The following is a 25,467-nucleotide window of genomic DNA, read 5'->3' on the forward strand; positions in this document are numbered from 1 at the left end:
CAACTCTTCTGCCCAGCGTTCCCGACAACCGTTTTACATGCCCGGGCGCCAGGACCGTCCGGCATCCTCGTTGCCGGTCTCGCGCAGGAAGTCCTCGGTGGAGTCATCCACCGCACGCTTCTTGTCCGCGGCCTTGGACTCCAGCTTCGCGTTGGGGCTAGATACTCCGCGCTTCGCCGGAGTATCGGTTGCTTCGTCCTGTGCGCTGGATTCTTCGGCGGCCTCCACTGCGGCGTCATCCTCCGAAGAATCGTCGGTAGGAGCAACGGCAAGGGAACGCGCGCGCTCCACTCGAGCCTCGTGCTGCTTGTACTTCTTTTGGCGCATCTTGAAGGTCACCAACAGCGGGGCGGCGAAGAAGATGGAGCTAAACGTACCGGCGATCACGCCAATGAACTGCACCAGCGCCAGATCCTTGAGCGTTCCCACTCCCATGATGCCCACAGCGACAACCAGCAGAGAGGCGATCGGCACGAGGGAGAAGATCGACGTGTTGATGGAACGCATGATCGTCTGGTTGATGGCCAGGTTTGTCTCCTCGGCAAAAGTCGAGCGCGTGGATCCGAACAGCCCGGCAGTGTTCTCTTGTACCTTGTCGAACACCACCACCGTGTCATACAGCGAGTACGCGAGAATCGTCAGCAGGCCGATGACGGTAGCCGGCGAAACCTCGAAGCCGATGAGGGCGTAGGTGCCCGAAACAACAGTCAGGTCGATCAGCAGACAGATAATTGCGGCGGCGGCCATATCGCGTTCCAGGCGGATCGCGATGTACAGGAACACCACCAGCAGGAACACGCCGAGGGCGATAAGCATTTTCTTGGTGATGCTGCTGCCCCACGACTCGGACACGGTGGAATCGCTAATTGCGTCCTGCGTGATTTCGCCGACGTTGTTCTTCGGGTGGAACTCGTTGAACAGTGCGGAGCGTGCCTTGCGGATCTGTTCTTCCGACAGGCGCTCCGCCGTGATTTCGATGGATTCCGCGTCACCGCTGCCGACGGTCTGGGTCGACTGTGGCGCGATGCCAGTTGCTTCCTCGAACACCTCGGACACGCTGGACTCGGTGGCTCCACCCGCGGGCGGCATCGTCATGCGGGTACCGCCCTCAAAATCGATGCCGAGGGTAAAGCCGCGTACCGCAATAGACAGCACGCAGGCAACGAGCACAGCGACGAGGATGCCGTAGAGGCGCCCACGATTCTGCACGATGCGGAAGCCACCGGTGCCGTTGTAGATCTTTTCAAAGAAGCCACCGGCTTGGGTGTCTGGCGCGTCGACCGGGGTTGCTACTGCGGTCGTTTCAGTGGTCGTCTCAGCGGTCGTTGTCTCAGCGGTCGTTGCTTCTGCCGCACTTAGGGTTTCAGCGTTACTCATTTACTTCCCCTCCTTGGTCTCGGAGGTCGAGGACTCTTGGTCGTCCATGGATGCGGTGTCTGCTGTGTCTGTGTCGGTGTCGGTGTCTGTCAAGCTGTCTTTTGCTTTCGACGCCGACTTCTCAGCCTTCGCCTTCTCCTTGGCGCTCACAGCGTGCGCGTGGGGCTTACGCCCGTACTTGCGCTCCGCAACGCGGTACGCAGAGCCCAGGCCATTGAGCTTCGGGGAAGCGAAGAACGCCCGGCGGGACATCAGGATGATCAGCGGTGCGGTGAGCAGGAACGCAACCACCAGGTCGAAGAGGGTGGTCAGACCCAGCGTAAACGCGAAGCCCTTCACGTCGCCGATGGCCAGGAAGTACAGGATCACGGCTGCGATCAGGGAAACGATGTTACCGGTAACGATCGTGCTGCGAGCTCGCTGCCAAGCACGCGGCACGGCGGAGCGGAAGGTCGAGCCGTTCTTGATCTCGTCCTTGATCCTCTCGAAGTAGATCACGAAGGAGTCAGCGGTGGTGCCCAGGCCGATAATCAGGCCGGCGATTCCGGAAAGGTCCAGGCTGTAGCCGATCCAGCGACCCAGCAGAACGATGAAGCCGTACACCAGAGAGAACGCAGCGATCAGGGAGACGATGGCCACCACGCCCAGGCCGCGGTAGTAAGCCAGGGCGTACAGGCCCACCAGCACCAGGCCGACCAGGCCAGCGATCACTCCGGCCTTCAGGGAAGCGGCTCCCAGCGACGGGGAGATCGTGGTGGTGGTTCCGCCCGGCTCGCCGTTCTCACCGACGAAGCTCAGCGGCAGCGCGCCGTAGCGCAGGTTGTTAGCCAGATCCTGGGCTTCCTTCTCGGAGAAGCTACCCGTGATCTGGGATACCTCGCCCGGAGGGGTTGGAGACTGGATTTGCGGCGCGGAGATCACCTTAGAGTCCAGGGTGATAGCCACGCGCTTGCCCAGCATCTGCTGGCCCAGTGCGAACCAGGTCTCGCCACCCGGAGTCTTGTCGCCAGTCTTGAACTTGAAGGTGATGGCCATCTGCGCCGAGTTCGGCTGCAGGCCACCGGTGATCTGCGAGTTCGTATCGATCATCTCGCCGGTCAGGCGCTCGCCGTGCTTCTCGTCGGTCTCGCCCTTGAGTAGCGGTGCCGGGCCGAGGATCATCGGACCTTGGTCGCTACAAGTCACCAGTGGCTTCGCCGGATCGTCGGAGCCCGCCATGGGGTCGCTCTTCTCGCAGTCCAGCAGGGAGCCTGCAGCCTGCTGCTTGTTGCCATCGGTGCTTTGGCGGTCAGCCTTCAGCACCTCCACCTGCTTATCGCGGCGCTCCTGCTCTTCCACCGAGTCCTTCGGCGTCGCCGGCGGCTTGGCCGTGACCTTCATGTCCTTCGGGTCGACCTTCAGACCGGCCTGCGGGAGCCCCTTCGCCATCTTGGCCAGGCGCTCGTTGGCAAACTCCGGCGTGATGATGCCGTTCTCCACCCACCTGTTAGCCATGTCCTTCAGCGCCTTGGGGAAGTCCTTCGTCGGCTGACCTGGCTGGGACTCCGGGCGGAACAGCAGCTGGGAGGTCTTGCCCAGCGTGCGAGCCTCACCTGCGTCCGACCCGGGCACTGTGATGACCAGGTTGTTGCCGTCGGTCACCACCGATGCGCCCGATACGCCCATGCCGTTAACGCGATTCTCCAGGATCGTTCGAGCCTGGCTGAGCTGTTCCGGCGTCGGGGTATCGCCCTGCGGCACCAGCGTCACGCGCGTGCCACCCTGCAGGTCGATGCCCAGTTTGGGTCCGAAGGACTTGTTGCCCGTGAACATGATCAAGCCCAACACGATCAGGGCAATCACTACGAATGCGGCGATCGCCCGTTTCGGCCATGCGAAGCCACCCCGCGTAGCTTTTCTCTTTTGCTTCTTTGCCACCGCTTTATGTCTCCTACAATCCAGCCCTGCACCCGTCGGCGTGGCCGGTGTACTTAGAAAAATCCAACCCCGTGATACTAGCGCCTACTTGGGGTATTGAAAACACCCGACGCTCGTCGTGGCGCTAGTTAGCAGGTAATTCTTAGGTCGTTAGTCTTCCGTCAGCTGCGAAGCTTGCTGCGAGCCCGGCTCGACCGCATCAACGGTCTCGAGGATCGAAACCTTCTCCCAGGTCGTCACAACCCCCTTCGCAACCTCCAGGTCAACGGTGGTCTCCCCTACGTGAGTAACGCGACCGTGCAGGCCAGAGGTCGTCTTCACGACCATGCCCGGCCCCAGGCGATCCTGGAAGTCACGGATCCGCTGCACCCGCTTGTTCTGCTTGCGGATCTGGATCAGAGGCAGACCAACGAAAACCAGAAGGACCAGGACGATAAGAATAATGTCATTTGGCATAAGGCCAATCTTGCCATACCGCCCGCTAGACCCCGATGGTGCCCTCTGGTGGCTCCAGCCCGATGTGGCGCCACGCCGCCGCGGTGGCCACTCGCCCGCGCGGTGTGCGGCTGACCATTCCGGCGCGCACGAGGTAGGGCTCGCAGACTTCCTCGACCGTTGACGGTTCTTCCCCTACCGCCAGCGCAAGGGTATTGACGCCCACCGGTCCACCACCATGGCCTTTCACCAACGCTTCAATGACCGCCCGGTCAAGCCTGTCCAGCCCCGACTCGTCGACGTCGAAAACCAACAATGCGGCACGCGCCACCTCGACGGTGATTTTCCCGTCGGCGTTGACGTCCGCGAAGTCACGGACGCGGCGGAGCAATCGGTTGGCGATACGCGGGGTTCCGCGGGAACGGGAGGCGATCTCCGCTGCGGCGTCCCCAGTAATATCAACCCCCAAGATTCCCGCAGCGCGCGTGACGACGCGCGTGAGGTCGGCGACGTCGTAGAACTCCATCTGTGCGGTAAAGCCGAAGCGGTCGCGCAGCGGCCCGGTGAGCATGCCCGCGCGCGTCGTAGCGCCGACCAGGGTAAACGGGGCGATTTCGATGGGGATAGAGGTAGCGCCCGGCCCCTTGCCGACGATGACGTCGATGCGGAAGTCCTCCATGGCCATGTACAGCATTTCCTCGGCGGGGCGGGCCATGCGGTGGATCTCGTCGATGAAGAGCACGTCGCCCTCCATGAGGTTCGAGAGCATGGCAGCCAGGTCACCTGCGCGCTCCAGCGCGGGGCCGGAAGTCATGCGCAGGGAGGTTCCGAGTTCCTGAGCAATAATCATGGCCATCGTGGTCTTGCCAAGCCCCGGTGGACCGGCCAACAGCACGTGGTCGGGAGCCACGCCGCGGGAGCGCGCCCCGCCGAGGACCAGATCCAGCTGGGTGCGTACCTTCGGCTGGCCGATGAATTCGTCTAGAGACTTCGGGCGCAGGGAGGTATCGATATCGGAATCCCCGGAGGTATCTTGAGGGTTCAGCTGCTCGTTCGGGGCGAGGTTGTTGGGCGCAAAGTTGTTGCCCACGCCCGGCGGCAGTTCGAACTCGGTGCGCTCAATATCGCTCATGCTCTACAGTCTCCCCTATTTCACCGCGGCCAGGGAAGCGCGCAGCAGCGCGGAGGCATCCGGCGGGGTCTGCTCCGGCCACTGTGCCAGCACGCCGTCGACGGCCGCGTTCGCCTTCGGCTCAGTGAAGCCCAATCCCACCAGGGCTTCGATGACTTGTTCACGGACGTCCGGGGCCACCGCCCCGCCGGTGCCGGATGTGCCGGTTGCCCCGACGGCAGTTCCCAGTGCGCCTTCGCCGGCCGGATCACCGAAGTCTGCAACCTTGCCCTTCAGATCCACAGCCATGCGCTCGGCCAGACGTTTGCCCACTCCGGGGGCCTTCTGCAAAGTCTTGTGGTCGCCGTTGGATACCGCCACGGCGAGCTCTGCGGGCGACACCACGGACAGGATAGCCAGTGCCAGCCGTGCGCCCACGCCGGAAACGGACTGCAGGGTGTTGAACGCACGCTTCTCGTCGGCATCCTTGAATACGTACAACGTCTGCGAGTCCTCGCGCACCACCATCGCGGTGGTCACGAACACTTCTTCGCCGCGTGGCAGCTCCGCGATGGTCGTAGCCGTGCCAGCGCACTGGTAGCCGACACCGGCGCACTCGATAACCACGTAATCAAGACCCTTATCAATGACGATTCCGCGCAGTGATGCGATCATAGTTTCCCCTTCACAAGATGGTTCAGCGGCGCTCGCCAGCAATGACAAACCGCCAGCGCCAACGCATCCGCCGCGTCCGGCGGCTTCGGCGGCTCGCCGAGCCCCAGGATGCGGGTGATCATGCGGGTCATCTGTGCCTTGTCTGCCCGGCCATTGCCGCTGATGGACTTCTTGACCTCACTGGGCGTGTACATGTGCACGTCCACTCCCCGCTTCGCCGCGGCAAGCATCAGCACGCCCGATGCGTGGGCGGTGTTCATCACCGTGGACACATTGGATCGTTCAAAGACGCGCTCGAGCGCCACCACATGCGGCTGGTAATCGTCGAACCACTGCTCTACCGCAGCGGATAGCTTAAGCAGTCGCTGCTCTAGCGCCATATCAGCGGGAGTCCGCACCACCCCCACGGCCACGGGGTACACGGCCCGCCCCTTCCCCGCCTGCACCACGGAAAGTCCGCAGCGCGTCAGCCCAGGGTCGATCCCCATGACGCGCAGCCCGGCCAGCGAGGTCGGGCTAGCAGCGGGGGCGCCCCAGGCGGAATTCTGTGGAGTACTCATCGTGCCATAAAGAATAGCACAGATGTTCCAATTACTCCCCGTCCAGCTCCGCCAGCACCTCGTCCGACAGGTTCATGTTCGTAAACACATTCTGCACGTCGTCTGAATCCTCCAGCGCGTCGATAAGGTTAAACACCTTCTTCGCCGTGGACGCATCGGCCGGAACTTCCATTGTGGCGCGGAAGTCCTGTTCAACGGAGTCGTAGTCGATTTCCGCTTCCTTCAGCGCGTCGCGCACCGCGTTCATGTCGGAAGACTCGCACACGACCTCGAACTTCTCGCCGATGTCGTTGACTTCTTCCGCACCCGCGTCCAGCACGGCCAGCAGGATGTCGTCCTCGGTGTGGTCGCCCTTCTCCAGCACAGCCACGCCCTTGCGGTTGAACAGGTAGGAAACGGAGCCCGCGTCGGCCATGTTGCCGCCGTTCTTGTTCATGGCGGTGCGCACGTCGGTGGCGGCGCGGTTGCGGTTGTCGGTCAGGCACTCGATGAGCATGGCCACACCGTTGGGGCCGTAACCTTCGTACATGATCGTTTCCCAGTTAGCGCCGCCGGCTTCTTCGCCAGAGCCGCGCTTGCGGGCGCGCTCGATGTTGTCGTTGGGCACCGAGGACTTCTTGGCCTTGGTGATCGCATCCTGCAGCGTCGGGTTCGCGCTGGGGTCACCACCACCGGTACGGGCAGCCACTTCGATGTTCTTGATCAGCTTGGCAAATTCCTTGCCGCGCTTAGCATCGTTGGCAGCCTTCTTGTGCTTGGTCGTTGCCCATTTTGAGTGGCCGGACATGGTCCTCTTTCGGTAGTCGGGTTCGTCTGTATCGCTTCCATACTAGACCTCCCGCCGCACCGACAGTCACGCGCATGGCCTTTTTTATTGACGCCCCCACGCCGGCACCGCCCTACACCCCAGCGCGGTGACCTTCCACCATCCGTAGGAAGTAGCCGTGCACGCGGTCGTCTTCGGACAGCTCCGGATGGAAGCTGCATCCCAGCACGTTCCCCTGGCGCACGCCCACGATAGTTCCATCGGGCAGGGTGGATACCACAGTGACCCCATCACCCACTTCCTCGACCTTGGGGGCGCGGATAAACACGGCCTCGACCGGCGTGTCGATATCCCCGAACGGCAACTGGGTCTCGAAGGAATCCACCTGGCGGCCGAAAGCGTTGCGCCGCACTGTGATGTCTAGCGCGTGCAAGCTGTGGGCGTCCGCACGAGTATCCAGAACCCGATCGGCCAGCAGGATCAACCCGGCGCAGGTACCAAACACCGGCAGGCCATCGGCGATGCGGGCGCGCAGAGGCTCCAGCATTCCGCCGAGATCCAGCAACTTGGACATCGTTGTGGACTCGCCACCGGGCAGGATCAGCCCGTCGAGGCCCTCCAGGTGTTCGGTCCGGCGGACGGCGCGGGCTTCGTGGCCCAGGCGCTCGATACTGCGCATGTGCTCGACGAATCCGCCCTGCACGCTCAACACACCAATGATCACAGCGCTACTGCTCCTTCTAGCTATTGCTTCTTCAAAGGCACCGAGGAGGCACCGTCGCGCAGGCTGCGGGTCAGACCCTCCTGCGTAACCACGGCAACAAGGTCGCCCTGCTGGTTGAAGATCCGCCCGTGGGTCAAAGCTCGACCACCGTGGGCGGACGGTGAAATCTGGTCGTACAAAAGCCACTCGTCGGCACGGAAGGGGCGCAGGAACCACATCGCATGATCCAGCGAGGCCTCCTGGAACTCCGCCGGGCGGTGCGGAACCAACGCCGAGGACAGCAACGTCATGTCGGACATGTATGCCAGGGTGCAGACGTGCAGTGTGTCTGCATCCAGTCCCTCTACCTCCGGCAGCGGGGTCTTCGTGCGGAACCACACCACCTGTTGGGAGGCGGTGTACTTGTTGTGCTCGTAGTCCTCCGGCGGCACAATCCGCACGTCCCAATCCGCCCACTCGTCACGGAACAGGCGCTGCATGCTGGTCAGCGATTTCGGATCTACCACGATCGATTCTGGGTCCGGAACCGCCCGCATTTCATCGGAGTGTTCGGGGCCGTGGTCGTTCCGGATGTGGAAGCTGGCCTGCATGATGAAGATGGCCTTGCCGTTCTGTACGACCTTAACGGAACGGGAAACGAAAGATCGACCATCGCGCACGCGGTCGACCAACATCACCGTCGGCGCGTCGGGGTTGCCGGGGCCGACGAAGTAGCCGTGCAGGGAATGCACGCTGAACTCGTCGCTCACTGTGCGGGTAGCCGCCACCAGAGCTTGGGCAGCCACCTGACCTCCGTACGTGCGAGCCAACTTCGACGGCAGCGGACTACCGCGGAAAATGTCGCGGTCGACGCGCTCCAGATCCAGGATGTCAAGGATCTTCGGACGGTGATCTGCCATTACCAGCCGCGCTCCGCCAGACGGTGTGGCTGCGGAATCTCATCCACGTTGATGCCCACCATGGCCTCGCCCAGTCCACGGGAAACCTTGGCGATGGTCGCCGGGTCATCGTAGTTCTGGGTGGCCTGGACAATGGCGCGGGCGCGCTGCTCCGGGTTGCCGGACTTGAAGATGCCGGAGCCGACGAAGACACCTTCGGCGCCGAGCTGCATCATCATTGCAGCGTCGGCCGGGGTGGCGATGCCACCGGCGGTGAACAGCACAACCGGAAGCTTGCCGTTGGTCGCTACCTCGCGAACCAGCTCGTACGGCGCCTGCAGCTCCTTGGCTGCAACGTAGAGCTCGTCATCAGCCATGGAGGTCAGTCGGTTGATCTCCGCACGGATGGTGCGCATGTGGGTCACGGCGTTGGAAACATCGCCGGTGCCGGCCTCGCCCTTGGAGCGAATCATGGCTGCGCCCTCGTTGACGCGGCGCAGTGCCTCACCCAGGTTGGTGGCGCCACAGACGAAAGGCACCTCGAAGTCGAACTTGTCGATGTGGTTCTTGTAATCGGCTGGGGTCAGCACCTCGGACTCGTCGATGAAGTCCACGCCGAGGGATTGCAGGACCTGAGCCTCCACGAAATGGCCGATACGAGCCTTAGCCATCACCGGGATAGAGACGGCGTTGATGATGCCCTCGATCATGTCCGGATCGGACATGCGGGACACGCCACCTTCGGCGCGGATATCGGCGGGCACGCGCTCTAGAGCCATGACGGCGGTAGCGCCGGCATCCTCGGCGATCTTGGCCTGCTCCGGGGTAACGACGTCCATGATGACGCCGCCCTTGAGCATGTCGGCCAGGCCGCGCTTGACGCGAGCGGTACCAGTGTGGGCAGCAGAAGAGTTATTAGTCACGATGCTTGACTTCCCATCTTTCAAGAAATGTGGATTTGCTCTAGTCTAACCTGTCTAGTTTGCGGAAACGCTATCGGGCGGGCGCTTAAATCTGGTCCTCCACAGAGTCTGCCTCACCTGCGGAATCCTGCGCGTAACCGGGCTGGGCCTCACCGCGCTGGGCGTCACTGGGCTGGGCGTCACCCTGTGCGGGCGCAGGGCTGGACAGCAGCGCCTCGTAGTATTCCGGCAGTGGGGCGCGACCGGCCAGACGGAGGACGCGGACCAGCGGGCGCGTACGCACACTGAGCGTGTCGGATACCGCGTCGTTGTAGAACCGCGCGGCCAGATCCACCTTCGAGGAGGCCTCCACGAAACTCGCGGCGTTCCAGACCTCCGGTTTCAGTTCGCTCAGCAGCTCGTTTTCCGCGCCGCTGCGTGCCCCCATGTCAGTGGCCCGCAGTGCCACCCGGTTCACCTGCGCCACCTCCTGGCTCAGGTCCGGTTGCAGTGCCGCAATCACGGCCGATCGGGAATGCAACGCGCCTTCCAGGCTCACGCGGGCGGAGTCCGTGCGGATGTGTAGGCGGTTCAGCCTGGTGGCCATGCCAGAGGCCCACACGCCGACAATGATCGCGAGGATCACCGCCAGCGCGGCGATCATTGCCCATACCGGAATCGTGATCATGCCAACGTCACCTTTCGCCCCTTCACCGTCACCGTGTCATAGACCTGCTCCACCTGGTCGGTCACGGTTTTCCAGTCGAAGTCCATCGCCCTTGCCGCGCCGGCTTTGATGAGCTCCGCCCGGGTGTTTCCCTCCCACAGCAGCTGCACGGCCTGCTTCGCCAGGTTCTCGGCCGAGCCATTGTGGAAAAGCCGGGCGGATTTGCCGTGCTGACCGACCGCCTCGAAAGCCGGAATGTCGCTGGCCAGCACCGCGGCACCAGCCGCCATGCCTTCAACCAGGACGATTCCGAAGCTCTCGCCACCGGTGTTCGGCGCCACATAGACATCGCTAGCGCTCAAGGCGCTGGCCTTGTCTGCGTCGCTGACGCGCCCGAGCACGCGCACGTGGGCGTCACTAGGACCTAGCCCTACACACGAGGAAAGCCCCAGGTTACGTACCCGCTCGACCAGCGCATCGATGTCGCCGCCACCGGCTATGATCAGCTCCACATCGGGCACCTCCGCCACGATCCGCGGCATGGCCTCCAACAGAACCTGCAGTCCCTTCCGGGGCTCTTCGAAACGGCCAAGGAACATCAAGCGGGGACGCTCCACACCGGGCTGCCCGAGGCCCTCCAAGGGGCGAGCCTCCCGGTAGACGGAGGTATCCACGCCGTTGGGAATCAGCACCGGGTCGCCGGCCAGGTTCTCCACCTGCCACTTGCGCGCCTCCTCAGAGACTGCGATACCGCCGTGGATGCGTTCCAGGTAGGGCCGCAGAAACGGCAGGGCTACCTTCAGAATCTTCGACTCGCTGGCAGAGGCGTGATACGTGGCCACGATCGGCCCCTCCGCCACGGCCATAGCCATCATGGAATAGGACGGTGAGTTCGGCTCGTGGATGTGCAGCAGGTCGAATTGATTATCACGGATCCAGCGCTTCAGGTGCTTTTTGGTGCGCGGACCAAAGCTCAGTCGGGCGACCGAGCCGTTGTAGCGGATCGGAATGCTGGAACCACCTAGCTCCACGAAATCCGGCAGCCCCTCCGTGGACTTCCCCGGGCCGATCAGACTGACCTCGTGACCGCGCTTGCGCAGCTCCGTACACAGGTCGATGGCGTGGATCTGTACTCCGCCGGGTTCGTCGAAGGAGTACGGGCAGACCATTCCTATCCTCATGCGTCCTCCAACCCCAGCCGCTTGCGCCGTGCCGCGGAAAGATCGGCGAACCACAGAGGCTGCAGCATGTGCCAGTCCTGTGGATCCATGGCGATACCCCGGGCGAAGTTATCGGCCATCTCCTGAACGATGTCCTGCAGCTCGCGTCCCTCCACGGTGACCGGGGTGGTTTCGTGTTCCCAGGTCTCGGGCTGGCCCCGCCGGGCGGCATCCGAATCGGTCGACCCGCCACGGAAAGCCACGCGGGCGGTGAACAGGTTAGCGCCGGTGCGCTGTGCCAGTAGCGCCGCACCAGCGGGCATGGAAGTCCTTTCACCGAAGAAGTCCACGTGCACGCCGTGGCCGGTCATGTCGCGCTCCCCCATCAGGCAGATCGTCCCGCCGCCCCGCAGCACTTCTTCCATCTGCTCCAGCGGCGGTACCTTTGCACCCGTTAAGGCGATGATTTTAAAGCCCAGCGATTCGCGGTACTCCACGAACGCCTCGAAAAGGCTCTCCGGCTTCAGCCGTTCCGCCACTGTCGTGAACGTCCCGTAGTGGTGGACCAGCCACACACCGGCCATATCCCAGTTGCCCGCGTGCGGCAGCGCGATGATCGTTCCGCGCCCGGATTCTGCGCTGGCGTGCAGCGCCTCCAGGGATCCGGGCACGAAGTTCCGGTTCAGCTCCGCAGCCAGCTCCGGCCCCGCCATGGCTGGTAGCTGGAAGGCCTCGCGCCAATAGCGCATGTAGCTGCGCATCGACCGGCGCACCAGGTCGCGAGTGACGTTTTCTGGCCCGACGACGCGCGCCAGGTTGCGGCGGAGCTGCTCTGGGCCTTTGCCGTTTCTGGACGCCACGTCTGCGCCCCATTCGAACAATACTTTCGCCACCGGCTGCGGCAGCTTGGAGGTAATCTTCCAGCCGGCAATATAAGCCGCGGCCGTGAGCCGCTCGCGCATTACTGCTCACCCCCGTCGGTCGGGAACTCGCGGGCTCCTTCGGGGGCGGCGATGGTCTCAGACGCGGCGTCAGAACGCGCGACAACGACCAAGCGCTGAATGACCGTAAACAGCGAACCAGCAGCGAGGATCCACAGGCCCCATGCGAGGATGTGCGGGATGCCCAGACCACTCAGGCCAACGGCGACGAGCGAGATGATGAGGCGCTCGGGGCGTTCGATCAGGCCACCCACTACCTTGATGCCGGAGGCCTCGGCGCGGGCTTTGACGTAGCTGGTGACCTGGCTGGCGACCAGAATCACCAGGCAGACGCACATCATGATGGTGTTGACGGGATCCTGGAGGCCGAACCAGACGACGAGGGCTCCGAAGATTGCCCCGTCACTGAGGCGGTCGCAGGTTGCGTCCAACGTGGCGCCGAAGCGGGTGCCGCCGCCGCGCATGCGGGCCATGGTGCCGTCGACCATGTCGGTAGCCACGGTCAGGCCAATCAGCACCGCCGCGGCGAAGTGATGTCCGGTGGGAATCAACCACAGCGCGAAACCGATCGCCAGCATGGTGCCAAAGACGGTCACCGCGTTGGGGGTGATCCCCACCTTGTGCAGCACCCGGGCGATCGGTTCGATGATGACCGCGGCGGGACCGCGGCCGTGCACGCTAAGCATCGCTGAAGTTACTCTCCCTTGTCTGCGGAAAGGACGGTGCGCTCCCATGCCTCCGCCAACAGCGCACGGGTCTCGCGCAAGGTCTGTGGCAGCACCTTGGCACCGGTCATGACTGTCATGAAGTTAGCATCACCCACCCACCTCGGCACTATATGTTGGTGGAGGTGTGTCGGAATGGAGCCACCCGATGCCTTGCCCAGATTCAGGCCGACATTCACCGCATCGGGCTTCGACACGGCGCGCAGCGCCTTCAGCGCAATCTTCGTGAACTCTGCGAGCTCTGCAGTTTCTTCGTCCGTGAGCTCCGTGTAGTCCGCAACCTGGCGGTAAGGAACCACCAGCATGTGCCCGGGGTTGTAGGGGTACAGGTTCAGCACGCAGTAGACGGTCTGGCCGCGGGCGACGATCAGCGCCTCCTCATCCGACTGCTCCGGCAGGGTGGAAAAAGGGTCAGCGGAACGATCTGACTTCGCGATGTACTGCGAGCGGTAGGGAGCCCACAGCCTTTCGAGCCCGCCTTGCAGGTCGGGCTGCGAGCCTGCGCCTTGGTCTACGTACTGGTCCCCCACAGCGATTTAAGCCTCCACCAACGGCTGTACCAGTTCCGCGCTCGGCTGGGCATTGCGGCGTTCGCGGATCCAGGTGGAGATGATGCGCAGGGCATCCTCGCGTGGCACGCCGTTAACCTGGGTGCCGTCGAGGAAGCGAAAGCTCACCGCGTTGGCTTCCACGTCACGCCCGCCGACCAGCAGCATGAACGGCACCTTGCCGGTGGTGTGGTTGCGGATCTTCTTCTGCATGCGATCGTCCGACGTATCGACCTCCGCGCGGATTCCCTGCGAGCGCAACTCGGCAGCGAAGTCCTCCAAGTAGTCGTTGAACTCGTCGGCGACGGGGATGCCGACGACCTGGTGCGGAGCCAGCCAGGCCGGGAAGGCACCGGCATAGTGCTCCAACAGCACGCCGAAGAATCGTTCGATGGAGCCGAACAGGGCACGGTGGATCATGATCGGACGCCTCTTCGAACCATCCGGGGCGGTGTATTCCAGGTCGAAGCGCTCCGGCAGGTTGAAGTCCAACTGCACGGTGGACATCTGCCAGGTGCGGCCGATGGCGTCGCGGGCTTGGACGGAGATCTTCGGGCCGTAGAAGGCCGCGCCCGCCGGATCCGGAACGAGTTCCAGGCCCGACTTGGTGGCCACGCGCTCCAGGATCTCGGTGGAGCGCTCCCAGATCTCGTCGCTACCGACGAACTTGTTCGGATCCTTGGTGGATAGCTCTAGGTAGAAGTCATCCAGACCGTAGTCGCGCAGCAGGGAAATGATGAACTCCAGCACCGTCGTTAGCTCTTGTTCCAGCTGGTCCTCGGTGCAGTAGATGTGCGCATCGTCCTGGGTAAAGCCACGGGCGCGGGTGAGTCCGTGGATCACGCCGGACTTCTCGTAGCGGTACACAGTGCCGAACTCGAACAGGCGCAGCGGCAGCTCGCGGTAGGAGCGCCCGCGTGAGGCGAAGATCAGGTTGTGCATCGGGCAGTTCATCGGCTTGGCGTAGTAGTCCTGCGCCGGCTTGGTCTCGTTACCCTCGTCATCGGTCTCCCCGTCCAGCTGCATGGGCGGGAACATGCCGTCTGCGTAGAAGTCCAGGTGCCCGGACTTCTGGAACAGGTCACCCTTGGTGATATGCGGGGTGTTAACGAAGCTGTAGCCGGAAGCGATGTGACGCTTGCGGGAGTGCTCCTCCATCTCCAGGCGCACGATGCCGCCGTCCGGGTGGAACACGGGGAAGCCAGAGCCGATCTCGTCCGGGAAGCTGAACAGATCCAGCTCCTGTCCCAGTCGGCGGTGGTCACGCTTCTCCGCCTCCGCCAGCATCGTCTGGTACTCGGCCAGCGCTTCCTTGGATTCCCACGCGGTTCCGTAGATGCGCTGCAGGCCAGCCTTGGACTGGTCACCGCGCCAGTAAGCGGCGGAGGAACGGGTCAGCGCGAAGGCCGGAATGTAGCGAGTGGTGGGCACGTGCGGACCACGGCAGAGGTCGTACCACTCGACGTCGCCGGTGCGCGGGTTGACGTTGCTGTAGGCGGTCAGCTCGCCGGAGCCGACCTCGGTAGCCTCGTCGGAATTCGGGTCAACGTTGCCCTTGTCGGCGATCAGTTCGGTCTTGAAAGGCTCGTCCGCGTACTCCGCACGCGCCTGCTCTACGTCGTCGTAGGCCTTGCGCTCGAACTTCTGGCCGGACTTGATGATCTTCTTCATCGCCTTTTCCAGCTTGTTCAGGTCCTCCGGGGTGAAGGGCTCTGCAACCTGGAAGTCGTAGTAAAAGCCGTTTTCGATGGCCGGGCCGATGCCCAGCTTCGTACCGGGGAACTCCTTCTGCACGGCCTGAGCCAGGACGTGTGCGCAGGAGTGGCGAATAACCCCGCGTCCCTCATCGGTGTTGGCGGGCACCGCAGTCACATCGGTGTCTTGCTCTGGTGCCCAGGAAAGGTCGCGCAGCTGGCCGACGTTGTCGCCCTCAGCTTCCTTGACGCAGACGATGGCTTCCGGGCCTTTGTTCGGCAGTTCCAGCTCGCGCATTGCAGCGCCTGCGGGAGTGCCTGCCGGCACCCGGAAGGTTACGGGTGCCTGATGGGCATCGGCTGCTGGAGGGTTTGCGGGGTTACTCACTTGTGGATCGCGCTCCTTCTAAAGGCTCATGTGACGGTCACATACCTGGTGACAGTCCTCAACGCCCGTAGATTCTACCCCTCTAGAATCTTCTGGCCCCAGTACGCCCCGTTTTGGGTGCCGGGCAGTACCCAAAACACCGCGGAGCCCACGTGGGTAATCCACTTATTCAGCCGGTCCTTTTCCGCCAGTCGCTTCTGCAGTGGCGTGAAGGCCTTGTCGGGGTCGTTCTGGAAGCAGATGAAGATCAGGCCGCTGTTGCCCAGTGGCGTTACTTCGTTGTCCCAGTTGTAGGCGCGACGGCGTATGTGCGTGCCCTCGCCGGCGGTAATGCCGACGTGGCTGCGCTCGTCGATCAACGGCAGACCGTCATCGCCCGCCTTGTTCAGATCCACTGGGTCGAATTCGTCGTTGCCGCCGATCGGGGCGCCCGTATCAACGTGGCGCCCGAACACGACCTCCCGCGACTTTCGATCCAGCTGCTCCCAGGCCGGCATGTCGAAAACGATCCGGCGCACGACCATAGCGCTGCCGCCCTGGTCGTCCCAGATGAACTCGTTGTATTCCTCTTCCTTGCGGGGAATGGCCGTGCCATCCTTGAATCCCAGCAGGTTGCGGGGAGTCTCACCTGTGGGTGAGTCGACGAATCCGCGCTGGGTCCACTTCGGCGTGGCGTAGTCGCGCCCGCCACGGGTCAAAACGCGAGCCGCGTGACTGACGGCCGTCAGATCGTCGCCGCAGATCTGTAGAACCACATCGGCTGCGCCGAAATCATCGTTGAGCTTGTCACCCTTGAACTTCGGCAAACCATCCAGGTTCTTCTTCACCCACGACGGAGCGTCGCCCAGAAGACCTACTTCCTCAATCAGCTTCGGCCCCCACCCGACGGTAATCGTCAGGTTCTGGGGTGCGACGGTCAACTCGTGCTCCAGATCCGCCAGGGCGGTCTTGCCCTGCGTCATCGAGCGAGCGTCACCCGTCCAGATCCGCATCAGGCGTGTGAGGTTCTGCTTCAACCCACCGCTGGGCAGCCCGTCCCTTTTCAGGTCAAAAGCCACGACCAGCGCATGGGTCTGCGAGTCTTCCTGGATTCCTGCTTGGTGCGGCCCGTCGAAATCTATCTTTCTTATTGACGCCCCACTGTCCGCCCCAGCATTGCCAGCTGACGCAGCGGAATCATCCGCCGAGCTGCATGCTGCCAGTACGGATGCGGCGCCGGTCATGCCCAGCCCGGCGAAGAAACCTCGGCGGGTGAGCTTATGCCCGCTGGCGGGTTCGGGCCTGGGGGCGTCAGAAAGCGAAAAACGGGTATCTACAGGATCAGACATGGCGATTAGTGGTGCTCGTGGCCCTCGTGGCTCATGTGATCATGACCCTCGTGCCCCTTGTCGCCCTGGCCTTCGCCATAGTGCTCGTGGGTCGACTGCTGGACGCGCACCGGGATGTTCTTCATCTCGTATTCCTTGCCGTCCTCGTCCACGAGGGTCAGGGTCAGGGCATCACCGGCGGACAGTTCCTTCTTAACCTCCATGATCATGATGTGATCGCCGCCGGGCTCCAGAGCCTTGTCCTTGCCCGCAGGAATCTTCATGTCGGAGACCTGCTTCATCACACCGGCATTGTCAACCGTGTGCAGCTGGTAATCAGCACCATCGATGTCGCCCTTGACCTCGGTGATGGTGATGTCCTTGTCGGTGGTGTTGTGCAGAGTACCGAAAACGGCAGTCATCATCTTGTCTGCGCCCTTGGCCGTCACATAAGCGTCCTTGAACTGCAGCTCCTCGCTGCCGATCGCTGCAGACTCTCCACCCTGCTCGGCGGATTCAGCGGCCGAGGACTCGGTTGCCGAAGCGCTCTGGGAGCTAGTGGAATCCTTCTTCTCATCCCCGCTATCAGAACATGCGGAAAGAACCAGCGCACCGCTGAGGGCAATCGCGGCCACCGAAGCGGCACGCAAGCTCTTCTTGGAAGCATTCAGGGAGGTCAGGGACATAACGAACCTTTCGTTTAAAAGGCGTTCAGGCCCACCACCATCGTTGTGCCGGGGAATATCCCGGGCACGCACGCAACTATAAGTTTCGTGCGTTAGTTGGCGGAACCAGACGCGGAAGCTGCGCCGGAGGCGGTTGCCTCGGCGTTGTTCCCGGCCGTGCCGTCCATCTCAGTCATCTCGGACTCTGCAGTCGCGGATTCAGACTCAGCCTCAGACTCGGTTTCAGACTCGGTCTTAGACTCAGCGGAATCCGTAGCTGCCTCCTGAGTGGACTGGATGCTCGGGGTAGCCGGGCCGGTGGTGGCAGTGTCCTCGCGCTTGTCACCGTCGTTCTCATGCGGAGGGGTGCAGGCGGACAACGCGAGAGCGGTGGAAAGAGCCAGTGCAGCGGCGGTTGCAGAGCGGAACTTCTTCACGGGAATTCTCCTGATCAGGTAAACGTCAACAAATCACGCGCGAAGAACCTAGTCGTTCTTCACATCGCGAAAGCGGGCAATGGCGAGCGCCAGTGCACCTACGATTACGACGATACCGCCCAAAGGCAATAACCAAGAAGGAACACTCGGGGATTGCTCCCCCGCTTCCCCCTCTTCACTCTTTTTCTCCTCTCCACTATCGCCAGCGCCGTTAACCGTTCCGCCCTCAGCTTCGAGAGTGAACTTGACGCTACCGCGAGTGGAGTGACCATCGGAGCTAGTGATCTGGTAGCCGATAACGTACTCGCCGTTGTCCTTCTTCGACTGGACATCCTCGGGCACGTCGATGCTCAACTGCCGACCATCTGCCTTCGGCTCCCCGCGGAACAGAACATCGCCGTTGTGGGACAACGCGATGTTGTTGAAACCATCCTGCGGCGCGCCGGAGAAATCCAGCACGATTTTGCCTGGCAAATGGTCAACCGTGGAGTTGGCAGAAGGGTTCGAATTCAGCACCACGTCGTGAGCCTCCGCAGGAGCACTGACCCCCACCGAGACGGCAGCGACCATTCCACACGCGGCAAGGCCGCGAGCGAGGGGGCGTCCAAAAGAAGAAAAACGGCGAGGCATGAAAACGGTGAACCTTTCTGTCACAGACACTGCTAACACCATAGCGCCGAAAACGATGGATGAAATCCTGCGAACACTTTCGACACTGCATGAGTAGTCGGGCGCGGGCTGACAATAGTTCCCACCCCAGATCCCCCACCCCCTAGAGGGGGAAAAGAAAAACCGCCCGGCGCCTACGCGCCGGGCGGATGTTGGTGGTTCCAACTGGGTTCGAACCAGCGACCTTTCCGGTGTGAGCGGAACGCTCTTCCACTGAGCTATGGAACCTTAGTGATCCTTTGCGATCACTGGGGAAGAAAGTTACCACTAGGAACTCAGCAGAACCAAACCCCCTTGAAGTCAGCGGTGCCGAAAATCCCAACGATGTAGTTCTATGACTGCGACCCCGGCAGTATCTCCGGCAACGAAGCGCTGTTTAACCTGGGGATTTGTGATCTGGCAGATAAACACGCTAGTGTTTGTTTTCGCAGCAACGATCGATTGCACATTCAGTAGCACCGATCAATGTTTGCGAGTGCGGATGTAGCGCAGTTGGTAGCGCATCACCTTGCCAAGGTGAGGGTCGCGAGTTCGAGTCTCGTCATCCGCTCCACGGTTCACTAAAGTGGACCACGAGCAAGCACTTCACTTGCCGCGGTGGAATGGCTGAGTGGCTTAGGCAACGGTCTGCAAAACCGTGTACACGGGTTCGATTCCCGTTTCCACCTCCACATTCTTAAACACAAAGTGAACTATTAGGCGCGTTTAGCTCAGCGGGAGAGCGCTTCCCTGACACGGAAGAGGTCACTGGTTCGATCCCAGTATCGCGCACAGGATCCCATGCGGATCCTACCGCGAAGGATTAAAACCTTTCGCACGCGGATGTAGCGCAGTTGGTAGCGCATCACCTTGCCAAGGTGAGGGTCGCGAGTTCGAGTCTCGTCATCCGCTCCAAAAGAATTTGAGGGAGGCTCCGCGCCTCCCTCTTTTTGCTTTCTTACCAGCGGCGTGGCACCGGAGCGCGGGGAACTTCTGGGGCTAAAATCATTCCGCGATGAATGCCGACAAATCTACTTCTCCCCGTGTAGACACCTCCCGGTTGCTCTGCGTGGTCTTCTGGCCGCTAGCCCTGATGACTTTTATCCACCGTGCGTTCCTGCACCCCTGGAACGCACGGCTGACCGATGACTTCGGGACGGTCATTAACGCCCTGTACAAATTCCGCGCGCACGAGGCGATCTACGACCAGGACTATTCGTCCACCGACCCCCACTACTTGTACTCCCCCGGCGCCACGCTGCTACTGAGCCCCCTGTCGCTGGTTGGCAACATCGATGCCGCCCGCGCGATTTACGTGGTCGGCAACGCCATCGCCGCCGTACTCGCGGTGATGGTGCTGACGAAGTTGTTCGGCTTCCGCCTAACTTCCTGGGTTGTGCCCGTCGGCGTCTTCTTCCTCTTTAGCTCCGAATCGATCGCGAACACTCTGGGCTTCGGCAATATCAACGGCGTGCTGCTACTGGCCGAGTCGCTGTTCCTCTGGCTGCTCATGAACAACCGGAGCCTGCTGGCGGGGCTCGTGATCGGCCTGGCCATCACGGTCAAGCCCCAGTTCCTCCCCCTGCTGTTTATTCCACTGATGCGCCGTCAGCTTTCCACCATTGGCGTTGCAGTGGCGATTCCGATTGGGCTGAACGCCATCGCCTTCCCGCTGACCGCCAACGCCAACGATTACTTCGACAAGCTGCTGCCTTACCTCGGCGGCGTTCGCGACTTCGCCAATTCCTCCATTCCTGGGGTTGGCGTGTACTTCGGTTTCCCGGATTGGACGATCTGGCTGTGGCGGATCTTAGCGGCTCTGGGCGTGATCGTGGCTCTCGCGATGCTGTTGCGCTTCCGCGACCGCGACCCCGTCATGTGGTCTGCAACCACGGCCGGTGTTTTGTTGACGGGCGTGTTCCTGATCAGCAGCCTGGGGCAGATGTACTACTCGATGCTGCTGTTGCCGATGATCTTCACGGTACTGCGTTCCCGTTCCGTCATGCACAACCCGGTGGCGTGGTTGGGCGTGTACCTGTTTTTCAGTTTCGACGAGTGGTTTTCCGACCGGTGGGTCAACTATGGCCGTATCGCGGAATATACTCGCGGCACAATCGGTTGGTCATTGTTGATCGTGTCTGCCGCGGTGGTTTCGGTGTTGTGGTTTCTTAGGGATCGACGCCACAGCGTCCACCCCCTCGGCGATCTGCACACGAATGGCCTGTTCTACCGGGCACCAGCCGAATCGGTAAGTGAGAGGAAAGACTAATGGTAGAGCTGAACCCTTCCGTCGACTACCGCAAGCTCTCCGAGGAGCAGTGGCGCGAACGGTTGACCCCTGAGGAGTTCACCGTGCTGCGCCAGGCGGGTACCGAAGCCCCGTTTAAGGGCGAGTACACCGATACCGAAACCGAGGGCGTGTACGCCTGCAAGGGCTGCGGCGCAGAGCTGTTCCGTTCCAGCGAAAAGTTCCACTCGCACTGTGGGTGGCCGAGTTTCTTTGATCCGAAGGATTCCGACGCGGTGATTACCCGCGTGGATAACTCGCTGGGTATGCGCCGGATCGAGGTGCTTTGTGCACGCTGCGAAAGCCACCTTGGCCATGTTTTTGAGGGTGAGGGCTACCCCACCCCCACGGATCAGCGCTATTGCATCAACAGCATTGCGCTGACTCTCAAGCCCACCGAGGGCTAAAAGAGCCAAAGAAAAAGGCGCCCAGTGGGCGCCTTTTGAGTTAAGCCAGCGACTCTACGAAGCCGGCCAGGTTCTCCTGGGAGCCGTTCACACGGCGGCCGGTGAAGAACGGGGTTTCCTCGCGCACATGGTGGCGGGCCTCCGTGTAGCGCATCTTGTACATCAGCTCAACAATGCGCTCCAAGGTCGGGGATTCGAAGGCCAAGATCCACTCATAGTCGCCGAGCGCGAAAGCAGGAACGGTGTTGGCGCGGACCTCATCGAAGCCCAGTGCAGCCTGACCGTGCTCGCGCAGCAGGCGGGAACGCTCCGCGCGCTCCATGGTGTACCACTCGTAGCTGCGGACGAACGGGTAGACGCAGATCCAGTCGCCCGGATCCTCGCCCATGATGAAGGACGGTAGGTGCGCCTTGTTGAACTCGCTCGGGCGGTGCAGGCAGGTGTTGGACCATACCGGCTCGCAAGCCTGACCCAGCTGAGTCTCCTTGAGGAAGCGACGGTAAGCCGCCTGCAGGTCTTCCATCTTCTCTGCGTGCCACCAGATCATCACATCTGCTTCGGCACGCAGCGCGGACAGGTCGTAGACGCCGCGGATTTCCAGATCCGCGTCCGCGTAGGAGTCAATGAATGCCTGGAAGTCTGCAGCCACCTCCGAGCGCTCCCCCAGCACACCCGGCTCAACCTTGAAAACCGAGTAGTTCGCAAAGCGGACGACGGCGTTGAGGCGCTTGATTTCCTGCGCGTTCAGTTCACTCATGGTGTTTAAGCCTTTTAGCCTTTCTTGGTTTTGAGTGTCGCGAGTTTTCCCACACCCGCATGTGGAATCCAATTTACGCGACCCATTACATGGGAGGGGGTAGGCGTGGGGAGGGTCACGCCATTTCGCGGATGATCTCCCGGGCCGCCTCCACACCGGAGGCCGCACAAGCTGGCACGCCCACGCCGTTGAGCATGGCGCCGGCCAGTGCCAGCCCACGCACGCCGAGCACGTCGTCATAGGCCTGCGCCATCGCATCCATGTAGCCCACTCCGTAGCGTGGCAGGCCACCCCACCAGCGCTGAACGAAGTACTCCTCCGGGGTCTTTCGCTCGCCAGTGATGCGCTCCAAGTCGTCGACCGCGAAACTCAGCAGAGCACGGTTGTCCACTTCCAAGTGCCAGGGGTTAGAGAAGTTGCCGAAGCTAGCGCGCACGAAAGCTCCTCCCCGCTCGGCCAGATGCGGCCACTTGCGGGAAGAGAACGTAAAGGCCTTCGCCTCGGTGGGGGCGTCACTTCCCAAAAGAACCCCAGAGCGCTCCGGGATGCCATGGGCGGAAGCCATGCGCATGCCGACGACTACGCTGCTGGCAAGCTCCACCTCGCCCAACACGTCCGCGGCCGTGGGTGCCATGTACTGCAGAATCGCGGATGCGGTCGGGGCGGGAGTGGCCACGATAACCGCGTCGAACTCACCGATCGGATCGATGTAGTAGCCAGTGCGGGTGCGGCCGATGGATTCCACCGCCGCATTGCGCAGCACCTCGGGGTTCGCGTGACGCACTAGTGCGTCCACCAGGCTGGCGTAGCCTCCGCGCAGACTGCGGAACACCGGCTTGGGCTTCTCCCCCGCCTCCGACTGTGCAGCCGCACGCTTCGAAAGAATCGCTTCCACGGCATCCACCAGGAAGAAGGGCTGGCCGTTTTCGCCCAGACGATCAAGTTCCGCGGCAAGCTGCGGGATGGTGGCGCGGACGCCCAGGTCGAATCCGTCGGCGGAATACACGCCTCCGAGCAGCGGGGAGACCAACCGGTCGACCACGATGCGTCCCAATCGGGCTTCCACCAACTGGCCTACAGAGGTGTCCTGGCCGGGGGTCCACGTCATGGGCTGACCGTTACGCTCCGCGTCGATGCGGGCAGCTCCATCCTTGCCGACGACCTCCAGCACGTCCTCACCACGGGCGGGGATTCCCATCAGCGTGCGGCGGGGGATGTCCACCAGGGCACCGTCGACGTAGAAACCACTCGGCAGGCCAGAGGGGGTGCACAACTGATCGCCCAGCCCGACGGACTCGATTAGCTCTGTGAAGTCCTGCCGAAAACCCAGGTACGCCTCCGCTCCCATGTCCACTGGGCCGTTGGCGAAGTTAACCGTCTTAAGCTTCCCGCCCAGACGGTCATAGGCCTCGGTCACCAGGATGCGGGCATTCGGCCCCAACTGTCGGCGCAGCTCCCAGGCGGCGCTCAGACCCGCAATTCCGCCGCCGATGACGGCGACGCGCAGCCCCTCCAGCCCGGTGGTATCTAGCTTCTCGAAGTGGCAGGAGAACTGGTTAGCTTTCATCGCTTGTGAACCTCCTCAAAGGCGCGAGTGATGGCATCCGGATCCGTGTTGGGCAACACCCCGTGGCCGAGGTTGAAGATGTGCCCGCGAGCCTGGCCACGCTCGATAGCTCGGTCGGCCTCTGCACAGATGCGGGCGACGTTCTCTGCGGTAATGTCCGGGCCAGCGAACAGCGCCGCGGGATCCAGGTTGCCTTGCAGTGCCTTCGCGCGGCTGGCAGGCTCCGCGGTGGGTTTGGCCTCTTGCAGTGCGGCAGAGATGCGCGCCGCCGCAGAGTCCATCGGGACGCGCCAATCCACTCCCACCACATCCGGGCCGGCCAGAGCCATATCTCCCAGTAGCTCGCCGGTGCCCACGCCGAAGTGAATCATCGGAATGCCATAGGGACGCATCGCATCGAAGATCTGGGCGGAAAACGGCTGGACGAATTCCCGGTAATCCCGGGCGGACAAGTAGCCCGCCCAAGAGTCGAACAGCTGCAGGGCATCCACGCCAGCCTCCGCCTGAACCTGGAGGAAGCGGACAATTGTGGGCGTCAATCGGCGCATCAACGAATGCCACACATCAGGATGGGTGTACATCAGTGCCTTCGTGACCTCATGGTTCTTCGATGGGCCACCTTCCACCAGGTAAGAAGCCAGGGTGAAGGGTGCGCCTGCGAATCCGATGAGCACCTGGTCGTTGCGCAGCCCCTCCAGAACTCCGCCGATGCCCTCGACGATGCTGTCCAACTGGCCTGGTTCGACGATCGGCAGGGCGTCCACGGCCTCCTGCGTGCGAACCGGGTGCTCGACGACCGGACCCCGACCAGCCACAATGTCCAAGTCCACCCCCGCTGCCTTCAGCGGCACCACAATGTCGGAAAACAGGATCGCGGCATCGGCATCGTGCCTCCGCACCGGCTGCAGCGTGATCTCCGCCAACAGCTCAGGGTTGAAACAAGATTCCAACATCCCGTGGTTCTTGCGAATCTCGCGGTATTCAGGCAGCGAACGGCCTGCCTGGCGCATCATCCACACCGGTCGGCGACTGGGCTTTTCGCCGCGCGCAGCGGCCAGGAAAGGCGCATCCTTATCGGCTCGGCGGCGTGCCTCGGCAGCAGCGACATCGGCGGGCAAGTCGGACATAGGATCTAGGCGATCAAAAGGCTCACGCGTCATGGCCTCCATTATGCCAGCGCCAGCGGAGCGCCCGGCAATCACAATCGCCTCGGCGCGCCTCACGTCTGCACCAAACCTTAAAGGCTAGGTTTAGGCCTTGTGAGCCAAGAGACTGAGATCCCAGAGTACTTCCACGAAGCCGTGCGCTCCATGTCGGAAGCACATGTGCGTCGCGGCATCAGCGTCGGCGATATTCGCCCTCCCCGCAACCTCGCACCCCTCAGCCACGCCATCGGCCTCGAGGTGCTGCCCGCCGACGAGGACACCCCCGGCGCCGAATCTAGCGCTACCCCCGCAGGCGACGCCTTTGGCCGCCTCATTCTGCTGCACGACCCGCAAGGCGAGGAGCAGTGGAAGGGCAAGAAAATGCGCATGGTCGCCTACATTCAGGCGGACATGGACGCCGCCGTTGCCTCCGACCCCCTGTTGCCGGATGTTGCCTGGGATTGGCTTAAAGAACAGCTCGATTCGCCGGAATGCGACTACACCGACCTCGGCGGAACGGTCACTTCTACCGCCTCTGTTCGTTATGGCGACATCGGTGGCCCGCCGCGTGCCTTCCAGCTGGAACTGCGTGCGTCCTGGACTGCCACCGGCTCTGACCTGACCGGCCACGTCCAGGCTTTTGCCGAGGTTCTGGCCAACGTCGCTGGCTTGCCACCAGAGGGTGTGACCGCACTCGCCTTCGGCGCCCGTTCCGCGGGCACCGCCAGCGCCGCCAACGACTCTTAAATCGCACGCCTCCGCAGTGCAGCTCCAGCGGC

The 25,467-nt window shown here is 62.5% G+C and carries 26 protein-coding genes and 5 tRNA genes; 7 read left to right on the forward strand and 24 right to left on the reverse strand.

Annotated elements, in window-relative coordinates; genetic code table 11:
• Positions 1-33 precede the first annotated feature (33 nt).
• From secF to HMPREF2678_RS06395, 21 genes are all read right to left on the reverse strand, one after another.
• Entirely contained in the window at positions 34-1,377 is a 1,344-nt protein-coding gene (gene secF / locus HMPREF2678_RS06295; RefSeq protein ID WP_034968187.1) for a protein translocase subunit SecF, read from the reverse strand.
• Positions 1,378-3,294, reverse strand: a complete 1,917-nt coding sequence (secD, locus tag HMPREF2678_RS06300; RefSeq protein ID WP_070551425.1) for a protein translocase subunit SecD — start codon at positions 3,292-3,294, stop codon at positions 1,378-1,380.
• A 150-nt stretch (positions 3,295-3,444) separates the two neighbouring features.
• Positions 3,445-3,750, reverse strand: coding sequence for a preprotein translocase subunit YajC (gene yajC / locus HMPREF2678_RS06305; protein WP_070551428.1), 306 nt, complete (start codon positions 3,748-3,750; stop codon positions 3,445-3,447).
• Positions 3,751-3,775: 25 nt separating this feature from the next.
• Positions 3,776-4,861 (reverse strand): Holliday junction branch migration DNA helicase RuvB, encoded by a 1,086-nt coding sequence (gene ruvB / locus HMPREF2678_RS06310; protein WP_070551431.1) that lies wholly within the window; start codon positions 4,859-4,861, stop codon positions 3,776-3,778.
• Between the two features lie 15 nt (positions 4,862-4,876).
• A complete protein-coding gene (gene ruvA, locus HMPREF2678_RS06315) occupies positions 4,877-5,515 on the reverse strand; it encodes a Holliday junction branch migration protein RuvA (RefSeq protein WP_043015195.1) in 639 nt (212 codons plus the stop codon).
• Positions 5,512-6,075 carry a crossover junction endodeoxyribonuclease RuvC gene (gene ruvC, locus HMPREF2678_RS06320; RefSeq protein ID WP_051893705.1) on the reverse strand — a complete coding sequence of 188 codons (564 nt, stop codon included), beginning with the start codon at positions 6,073-6,075 and terminating at the stop codon, positions 5,512-5,514. Before ruvC ends, ruvA begins: the two co-directional genes overlap by 4 nt.
• A gap of 31 nt (positions 6,076-6,106) precedes the next feature.
• Positions 6,107-6,862 (reverse strand): YebC/PmpR family DNA-binding transcriptional regulator, encoded by a 756-nt coding sequence (locus HMPREF2678_RS06325; protein ID WP_034968213.1) that lies wholly within the window; start codon positions 6,860-6,862, stop codon positions 6,107-6,109.
• Between the two features lie 112 nt (positions 6,863-6,974).
• Positions 6,975-7,565 (reverse strand): pyridoxal 5'-phosphate synthase glutaminase subunit PdxT, encoded by a 591-nt coding sequence (gene pdxT, locus HMPREF2678_RS06330; protein WP_035002351.1) that lies wholly within the window; start codon positions 7,563-7,565, stop codon positions 6,975-6,977.
• Between the two features lie 20 nt (positions 7,566-7,585).
• Entirely contained in the window at positions 7,586-8,464 is an 879-nt protein-coding gene (locus HMPREF2678_RS06335) for an acyl-CoA thioesterase (RefSeq protein WP_035002350.1), read from the reverse strand.
• Positions 8,464-9,366 carry a pyridoxal 5'-phosphate synthase lyase subunit PdxS gene (gene pdxS / locus HMPREF2678_RS06340; RefSeq protein ID WP_141747037.1) on the reverse strand — a complete coding sequence of 301 codons (903 nt, stop codon included), beginning with the start codon at positions 9,364-9,366 and terminating at the stop codon, positions 8,464-8,466. Before pdxS ends, HMPREF2678_RS06335 begins: the two co-directional genes overlap by 1 nt.
• 85 nt (positions 9,367-9,451) lie before the next feature.
• Positions 9,452-10,033 (reverse strand): hypothetical protein, encoded by a 582-nt coding sequence (locus HMPREF2678_RS06345; protein WP_246817900.1) that lies wholly within the window; start codon positions 10,031-10,033, stop codon positions 9,452-9,454.
• Entirely contained in the window at positions 10,030-11,193 is a 1,164-nt protein-coding gene (locus tag HMPREF2678_RS06350) for a glycosyltransferase family 4 protein (RefSeq protein WP_070551434.1), read from the reverse strand. Before HMPREF2678_RS06350 ends, HMPREF2678_RS06345 begins: the two co-directional genes overlap by 4 nt.
• Positions 11,190-12,134: a phosphatidylinositol mannoside acyltransferase gene (locus HMPREF2678_RS06355; protein ID WP_070551437.1), complete on the reverse strand. Its 945-nt coding sequence runs from the start codon at positions 12,132-12,134 to the stop codon at positions 11,190-11,192. The genes HMPREF2678_RS06350 and HMPREF2678_RS06355 overlap by 4 nt, the downstream gene beginning before the upstream one ends.
• Positions 12,134-12,799, reverse strand: coding sequence for a phosphatidylinositol phosphate synthase (gene pgsA / locus HMPREF2678_RS06360; RefSeq protein WP_034968234.1), 666 nt, complete (start codon positions 12,797-12,799; stop codon positions 12,134-12,136). Before pgsA ends, HMPREF2678_RS06355 begins: the two co-directional genes overlap by 1 nt.
• A gap of 8 nt (positions 12,800-12,807) precedes the next feature.
• Positions 12,808-13,368, reverse strand: a complete 561-nt coding sequence (locus HMPREF2678_RS06365; protein WP_051873914.1) for an HIT family protein — start codon at positions 13,366-13,368, stop codon at positions 12,808-12,810.
• Between the two features lie 6 nt (positions 13,369-13,374).
• Positions 13,375-15,378: a threonine--tRNA ligase gene (gene thrS / locus HMPREF2678_RS06370; protein WP_034976402.1), complete on the reverse strand. Its 2,004-nt coding sequence runs from the start codon at positions 15,376-15,378 to the stop codon at positions 13,375-13,377.
• A 164-nt stretch (positions 15,379-15,542) separates the two neighbouring features.
• Entirely contained in the window at positions 15,543-16,796 is a 1,254-nt protein-coding gene (locus tag HMPREF2678_RS06375; RefSeq protein WP_083303429.1) for a Dyp-type peroxidase, read from the reverse strand.
• 5 nt (positions 16,797-16,801) lie between these two features.
• Positions 16,802-17,461: a copper chaperone PCu(A)C gene (locus HMPREF2678_RS06380; protein WP_034976398.1), complete on the reverse strand. Its 660-nt coding sequence runs from the start codon at positions 17,459-17,461 to the stop codon at positions 16,802-16,804.
• A gap of 92 nt (positions 17,462-17,553) precedes the next feature.
• Positions 17,554-17,877, reverse strand: coding sequence for a hypothetical protein (locus HMPREF2678_RS06385; protein WP_034968256.1), 324 nt, complete (start codon positions 17,875-17,877; stop codon positions 17,554-17,556).
• A 48-nt stretch (positions 17,878-17,925) separates the two neighbouring features.
• Positions 17,926-18,507: a copper resistance CopC family protein gene (locus HMPREF2678_RS06390; RefSeq protein WP_080719771.1), complete on the reverse strand. Its 582-nt coding sequence runs from the start codon at positions 18,505-18,507 to the stop codon at positions 17,926-17,928.
• A gap of 192 nt (positions 18,508-18,699) precedes the next feature.
• A tRNA-Val gene (locus HMPREF2678_RS06395) sits at positions 18,700-18,774 on the reverse strand.
• A 249-nt stretch (positions 18,775-19,023) separates the two neighbouring features.
• Between HMPREF2678_RS06395 and HMPREF2678_RS06400 the strand changes: the two genes are divergently transcribed.
• From HMPREF2678_RS06400 to msrB, 6 genes are all read left to right on the forward strand, one after another.
• Positions 19,024-19,099 (forward strand) — tRNA-Gly (locus HMPREF2678_RS06400).
• A gap of 43 nt (positions 19,100-19,142) precedes the next feature.
• Positions 19,143-19,217 (forward strand) — tRNA-Cys (locus HMPREF2678_RS06405).
• A 28-nt stretch (positions 19,218-19,245) separates the two neighbouring features.
• Positions 19,246-19,317 (forward strand) — tRNA-Val (locus HMPREF2678_RS06410).
• Positions 19,318-19,364: 47 nt separating this feature from the next.
• Positions 19,365-19,440 (forward strand) — tRNA-Gly (locus HMPREF2678_RS06415).
• Positions 19,441-19,540: 100 nt separating this feature from the next.
• A complete protein-coding gene (locus HMPREF2678_RS06420) occupies positions 19,541-20,794 on the forward strand; it encodes a glycosyltransferase family 87 protein (protein WP_070551440.1) in 1,254 nt (417 codons plus the stop codon).
• Complete coding sequence (gene msrB, locus HMPREF2678_RS06425) at positions 20,794-21,219, forward strand: peptide-methionine (R)-S-oxide reductase MsrB (protein ID WP_034972822.1); 426 nt, start codon at positions 20,794-20,796, stop codon at positions 21,217-21,219. Before HMPREF2678_RS06420 ends, msrB begins: the two co-directional genes overlap by 1 nt.
• Before the next feature lie 40 nt (positions 21,220-21,259).
• Here msrB and hemQ read toward each other — a convergent pair whose 3' ends face one another.
• The 3 genes from hemQ to hemE form a co-directional block, all read right to left on the reverse strand.
• Positions 21,260-21,976 carry a hydrogen peroxide-dependent heme synthase gene (hemQ, locus tag HMPREF2678_RS06430; protein ID WP_034970708.1) on the reverse strand — a complete coding sequence of 239 codons (717 nt, stop codon included), beginning with the start codon at positions 21,974-21,976 and terminating at the stop codon, positions 21,260-21,262.
• Between the two features lie 115 nt (positions 21,977-22,091).
• Positions 22,092-23,543 carry a protoporphyrinogen oxidase gene (gene hemG, locus HMPREF2678_RS06435; RefSeq protein ID WP_051898344.1) on the reverse strand — a complete coding sequence of 484 codons (1,452 nt, stop codon included), beginning with the start codon at positions 23,541-23,543 and terminating at the stop codon, positions 22,092-22,094.
• Positions 23,540-24,670, reverse strand: coding sequence for a uroporphyrinogen decarboxylase (gene hemE, locus HMPREF2678_RS06440; RefSeq protein ID WP_070551755.1), 1,131 nt, complete (start codon positions 24,668-24,670; stop codon positions 23,540-23,542). Before hemE ends, hemG begins: the two co-directional genes overlap by 4 nt.
• 132 nt (positions 24,671-24,802) lie before the next feature.
• Here hemE and HMPREF2678_RS06445 point away from each other — a divergent pair, with 132 nt between their 5' ends.
• Entirely contained in the window at positions 24,803-25,435 is a 633-nt protein-coding gene (locus HMPREF2678_RS06445) for a DUF3000 domain-containing protein (RefSeq protein WP_043014811.1), read from the forward strand.
• The last annotated feature ends 32 nt before the right edge of the window (positions 25,436-25,467 follow it).

Source organism: Corynebacterium sp. HMSC058E07, from assembly GCF_001809885.1.
Classification (GTDB): Bacteria; Actinomycetota; Actinomycetes; order Mycobacteriales; family Mycobacteriaceae; genus Corynebacterium; species Corynebacterium macclintockiae.

Bases quoted from the DNA above. Each gene is read 5' to 3' on its own strand.
- ruvA (WP_043015195.1), bottom strand. From the start codon at position 5,515: ATGATCGCATCACTGCGCGGAATCGTCATTGATAAGGGTCTTGATTAC.
- hemE (WP_070551755.1), bottom strand. From the start codon at position 24,670: ATGTCCGACTTGCCCGCCGATGTCGCTGCTGCCGAGGCACGCCGCCGA.
- hemQ (WP_034970708.1), bottom strand. From the start codon at position 21,976: ATGAGTGAACTGAACGCGCAGGAAATCAAGCGCCTCAACGCCGTCGTC.
- HMPREF2678_RS06420 (WP_070551440.1), top strand. From the start codon at position 19,541: ATGAATGCCGACAAATCTACTTCTCCCCGTGTAGACACCTCCCGGTTG.
- thrS (WP_034976402.1), bottom strand. From the start codon at position 15,378: ATGCGCGAGCTGGAACTGCCGAACAAAGGCCCGGAAGCCATCGTCTGC.
- HMPREF2678_RS06355 (WP_070551437.1), bottom strand. From the start codon at position 12,134: ATGCGCGAGCGGCTCACGGCCGCGGCTTATATTGCCGGCTGGAAGATT.
- hemG (WP_051898344.1), bottom strand. From the start codon at position 23,543: ATGAAAGCTAACCAGTTCTCCTGCCACTTCGAGAAGCTAGATACCACC.
- HMPREF2678_RS06335 (WP_035002350.1), bottom strand. From the start codon at position 8,464: ATGGCAGATCACCGTCCGAAGATCCTTGACATCCTGGATCTGGAGCGC.
- HMPREF2678_RS06325 (WP_034968213.1), bottom strand. From the start codon at position 6,862: ATGTCCGGCCACTCAAAATGGGCAACGACCAAGCACAAGAAGGCTGCC.
- pgsA (WP_034968234.1), bottom strand. From the start codon at position 12,799: ATGCTTAGCGTGCACGGCCGCGGTCCCGCCGCGGTCATCATCGAACCG.
- ruvC (WP_051893705.1), bottom strand. From the start codon at position 6,075: ATGAGTACTCCACAGAATTCCGCCTGGGGCGCCCCCGCTGCTAGCCCG.
- HMPREF2678_RS06390 (WP_080719771.1), bottom strand. From the start codon at position 18,507: ATGCCTCGCCGTTTTTCTTCTTTTGGACGCCCCCTCGCTCGCGGCCTT.
- HMPREF2678_RS06380 (WP_034976398.1), bottom strand. From the start codon at position 17,461: ATGTCCCTGACCTCCCTGAATGCTTCCAAGAAGAGCTTGCGTGCCGCT.
- ruvB (WP_070551431.1), bottom strand. From the start codon at position 4,861: ATGAGCGATATTGAGCGCACCGAGTTCGAACTGCCGCCGGGCGTGGGC.
- yajC (WP_070551428.1), bottom strand. From the start codon at position 3,750: ATGCCAAATGACATTATTCTTATCGTCCTGGTCCTTCTGGTTTTCGTT.
- msrB (WP_034972822.1), top strand. From the start codon at position 20,794: ATGGTAGAGCTGAACCCTTCCGTCGACTACCGCAAGCTCTCCGAGGAG.
- HMPREF2678_RS06350 (WP_070551434.1), bottom strand. From the start codon at position 11,193: ATGAGGATAGGAATGGTCTGCCCGTACTCCTTCGACGAACCCGGCGGA.
- HMPREF2678_RS06345 (WP_246817900.1), bottom strand. From the start codon at position 10,033: ATGATCACGATTCCGGTATGGGCAATGATCGCCGCGCTGGCGGTGATC.
- secF (WP_034968187.1), bottom strand. From the start codon at position 1,377: ATGAGTAACGCTGAAACCCTAAGTGCGGCAGAAGCAACGACCGCTGAG.
- HMPREF2678_RS06375 (WP_083303429.1), bottom strand. From the start codon at position 16,796: ATGTCTGATCCTGTAGATACCCGTTTTTCGCTTTCTGACGCCCCCAGG.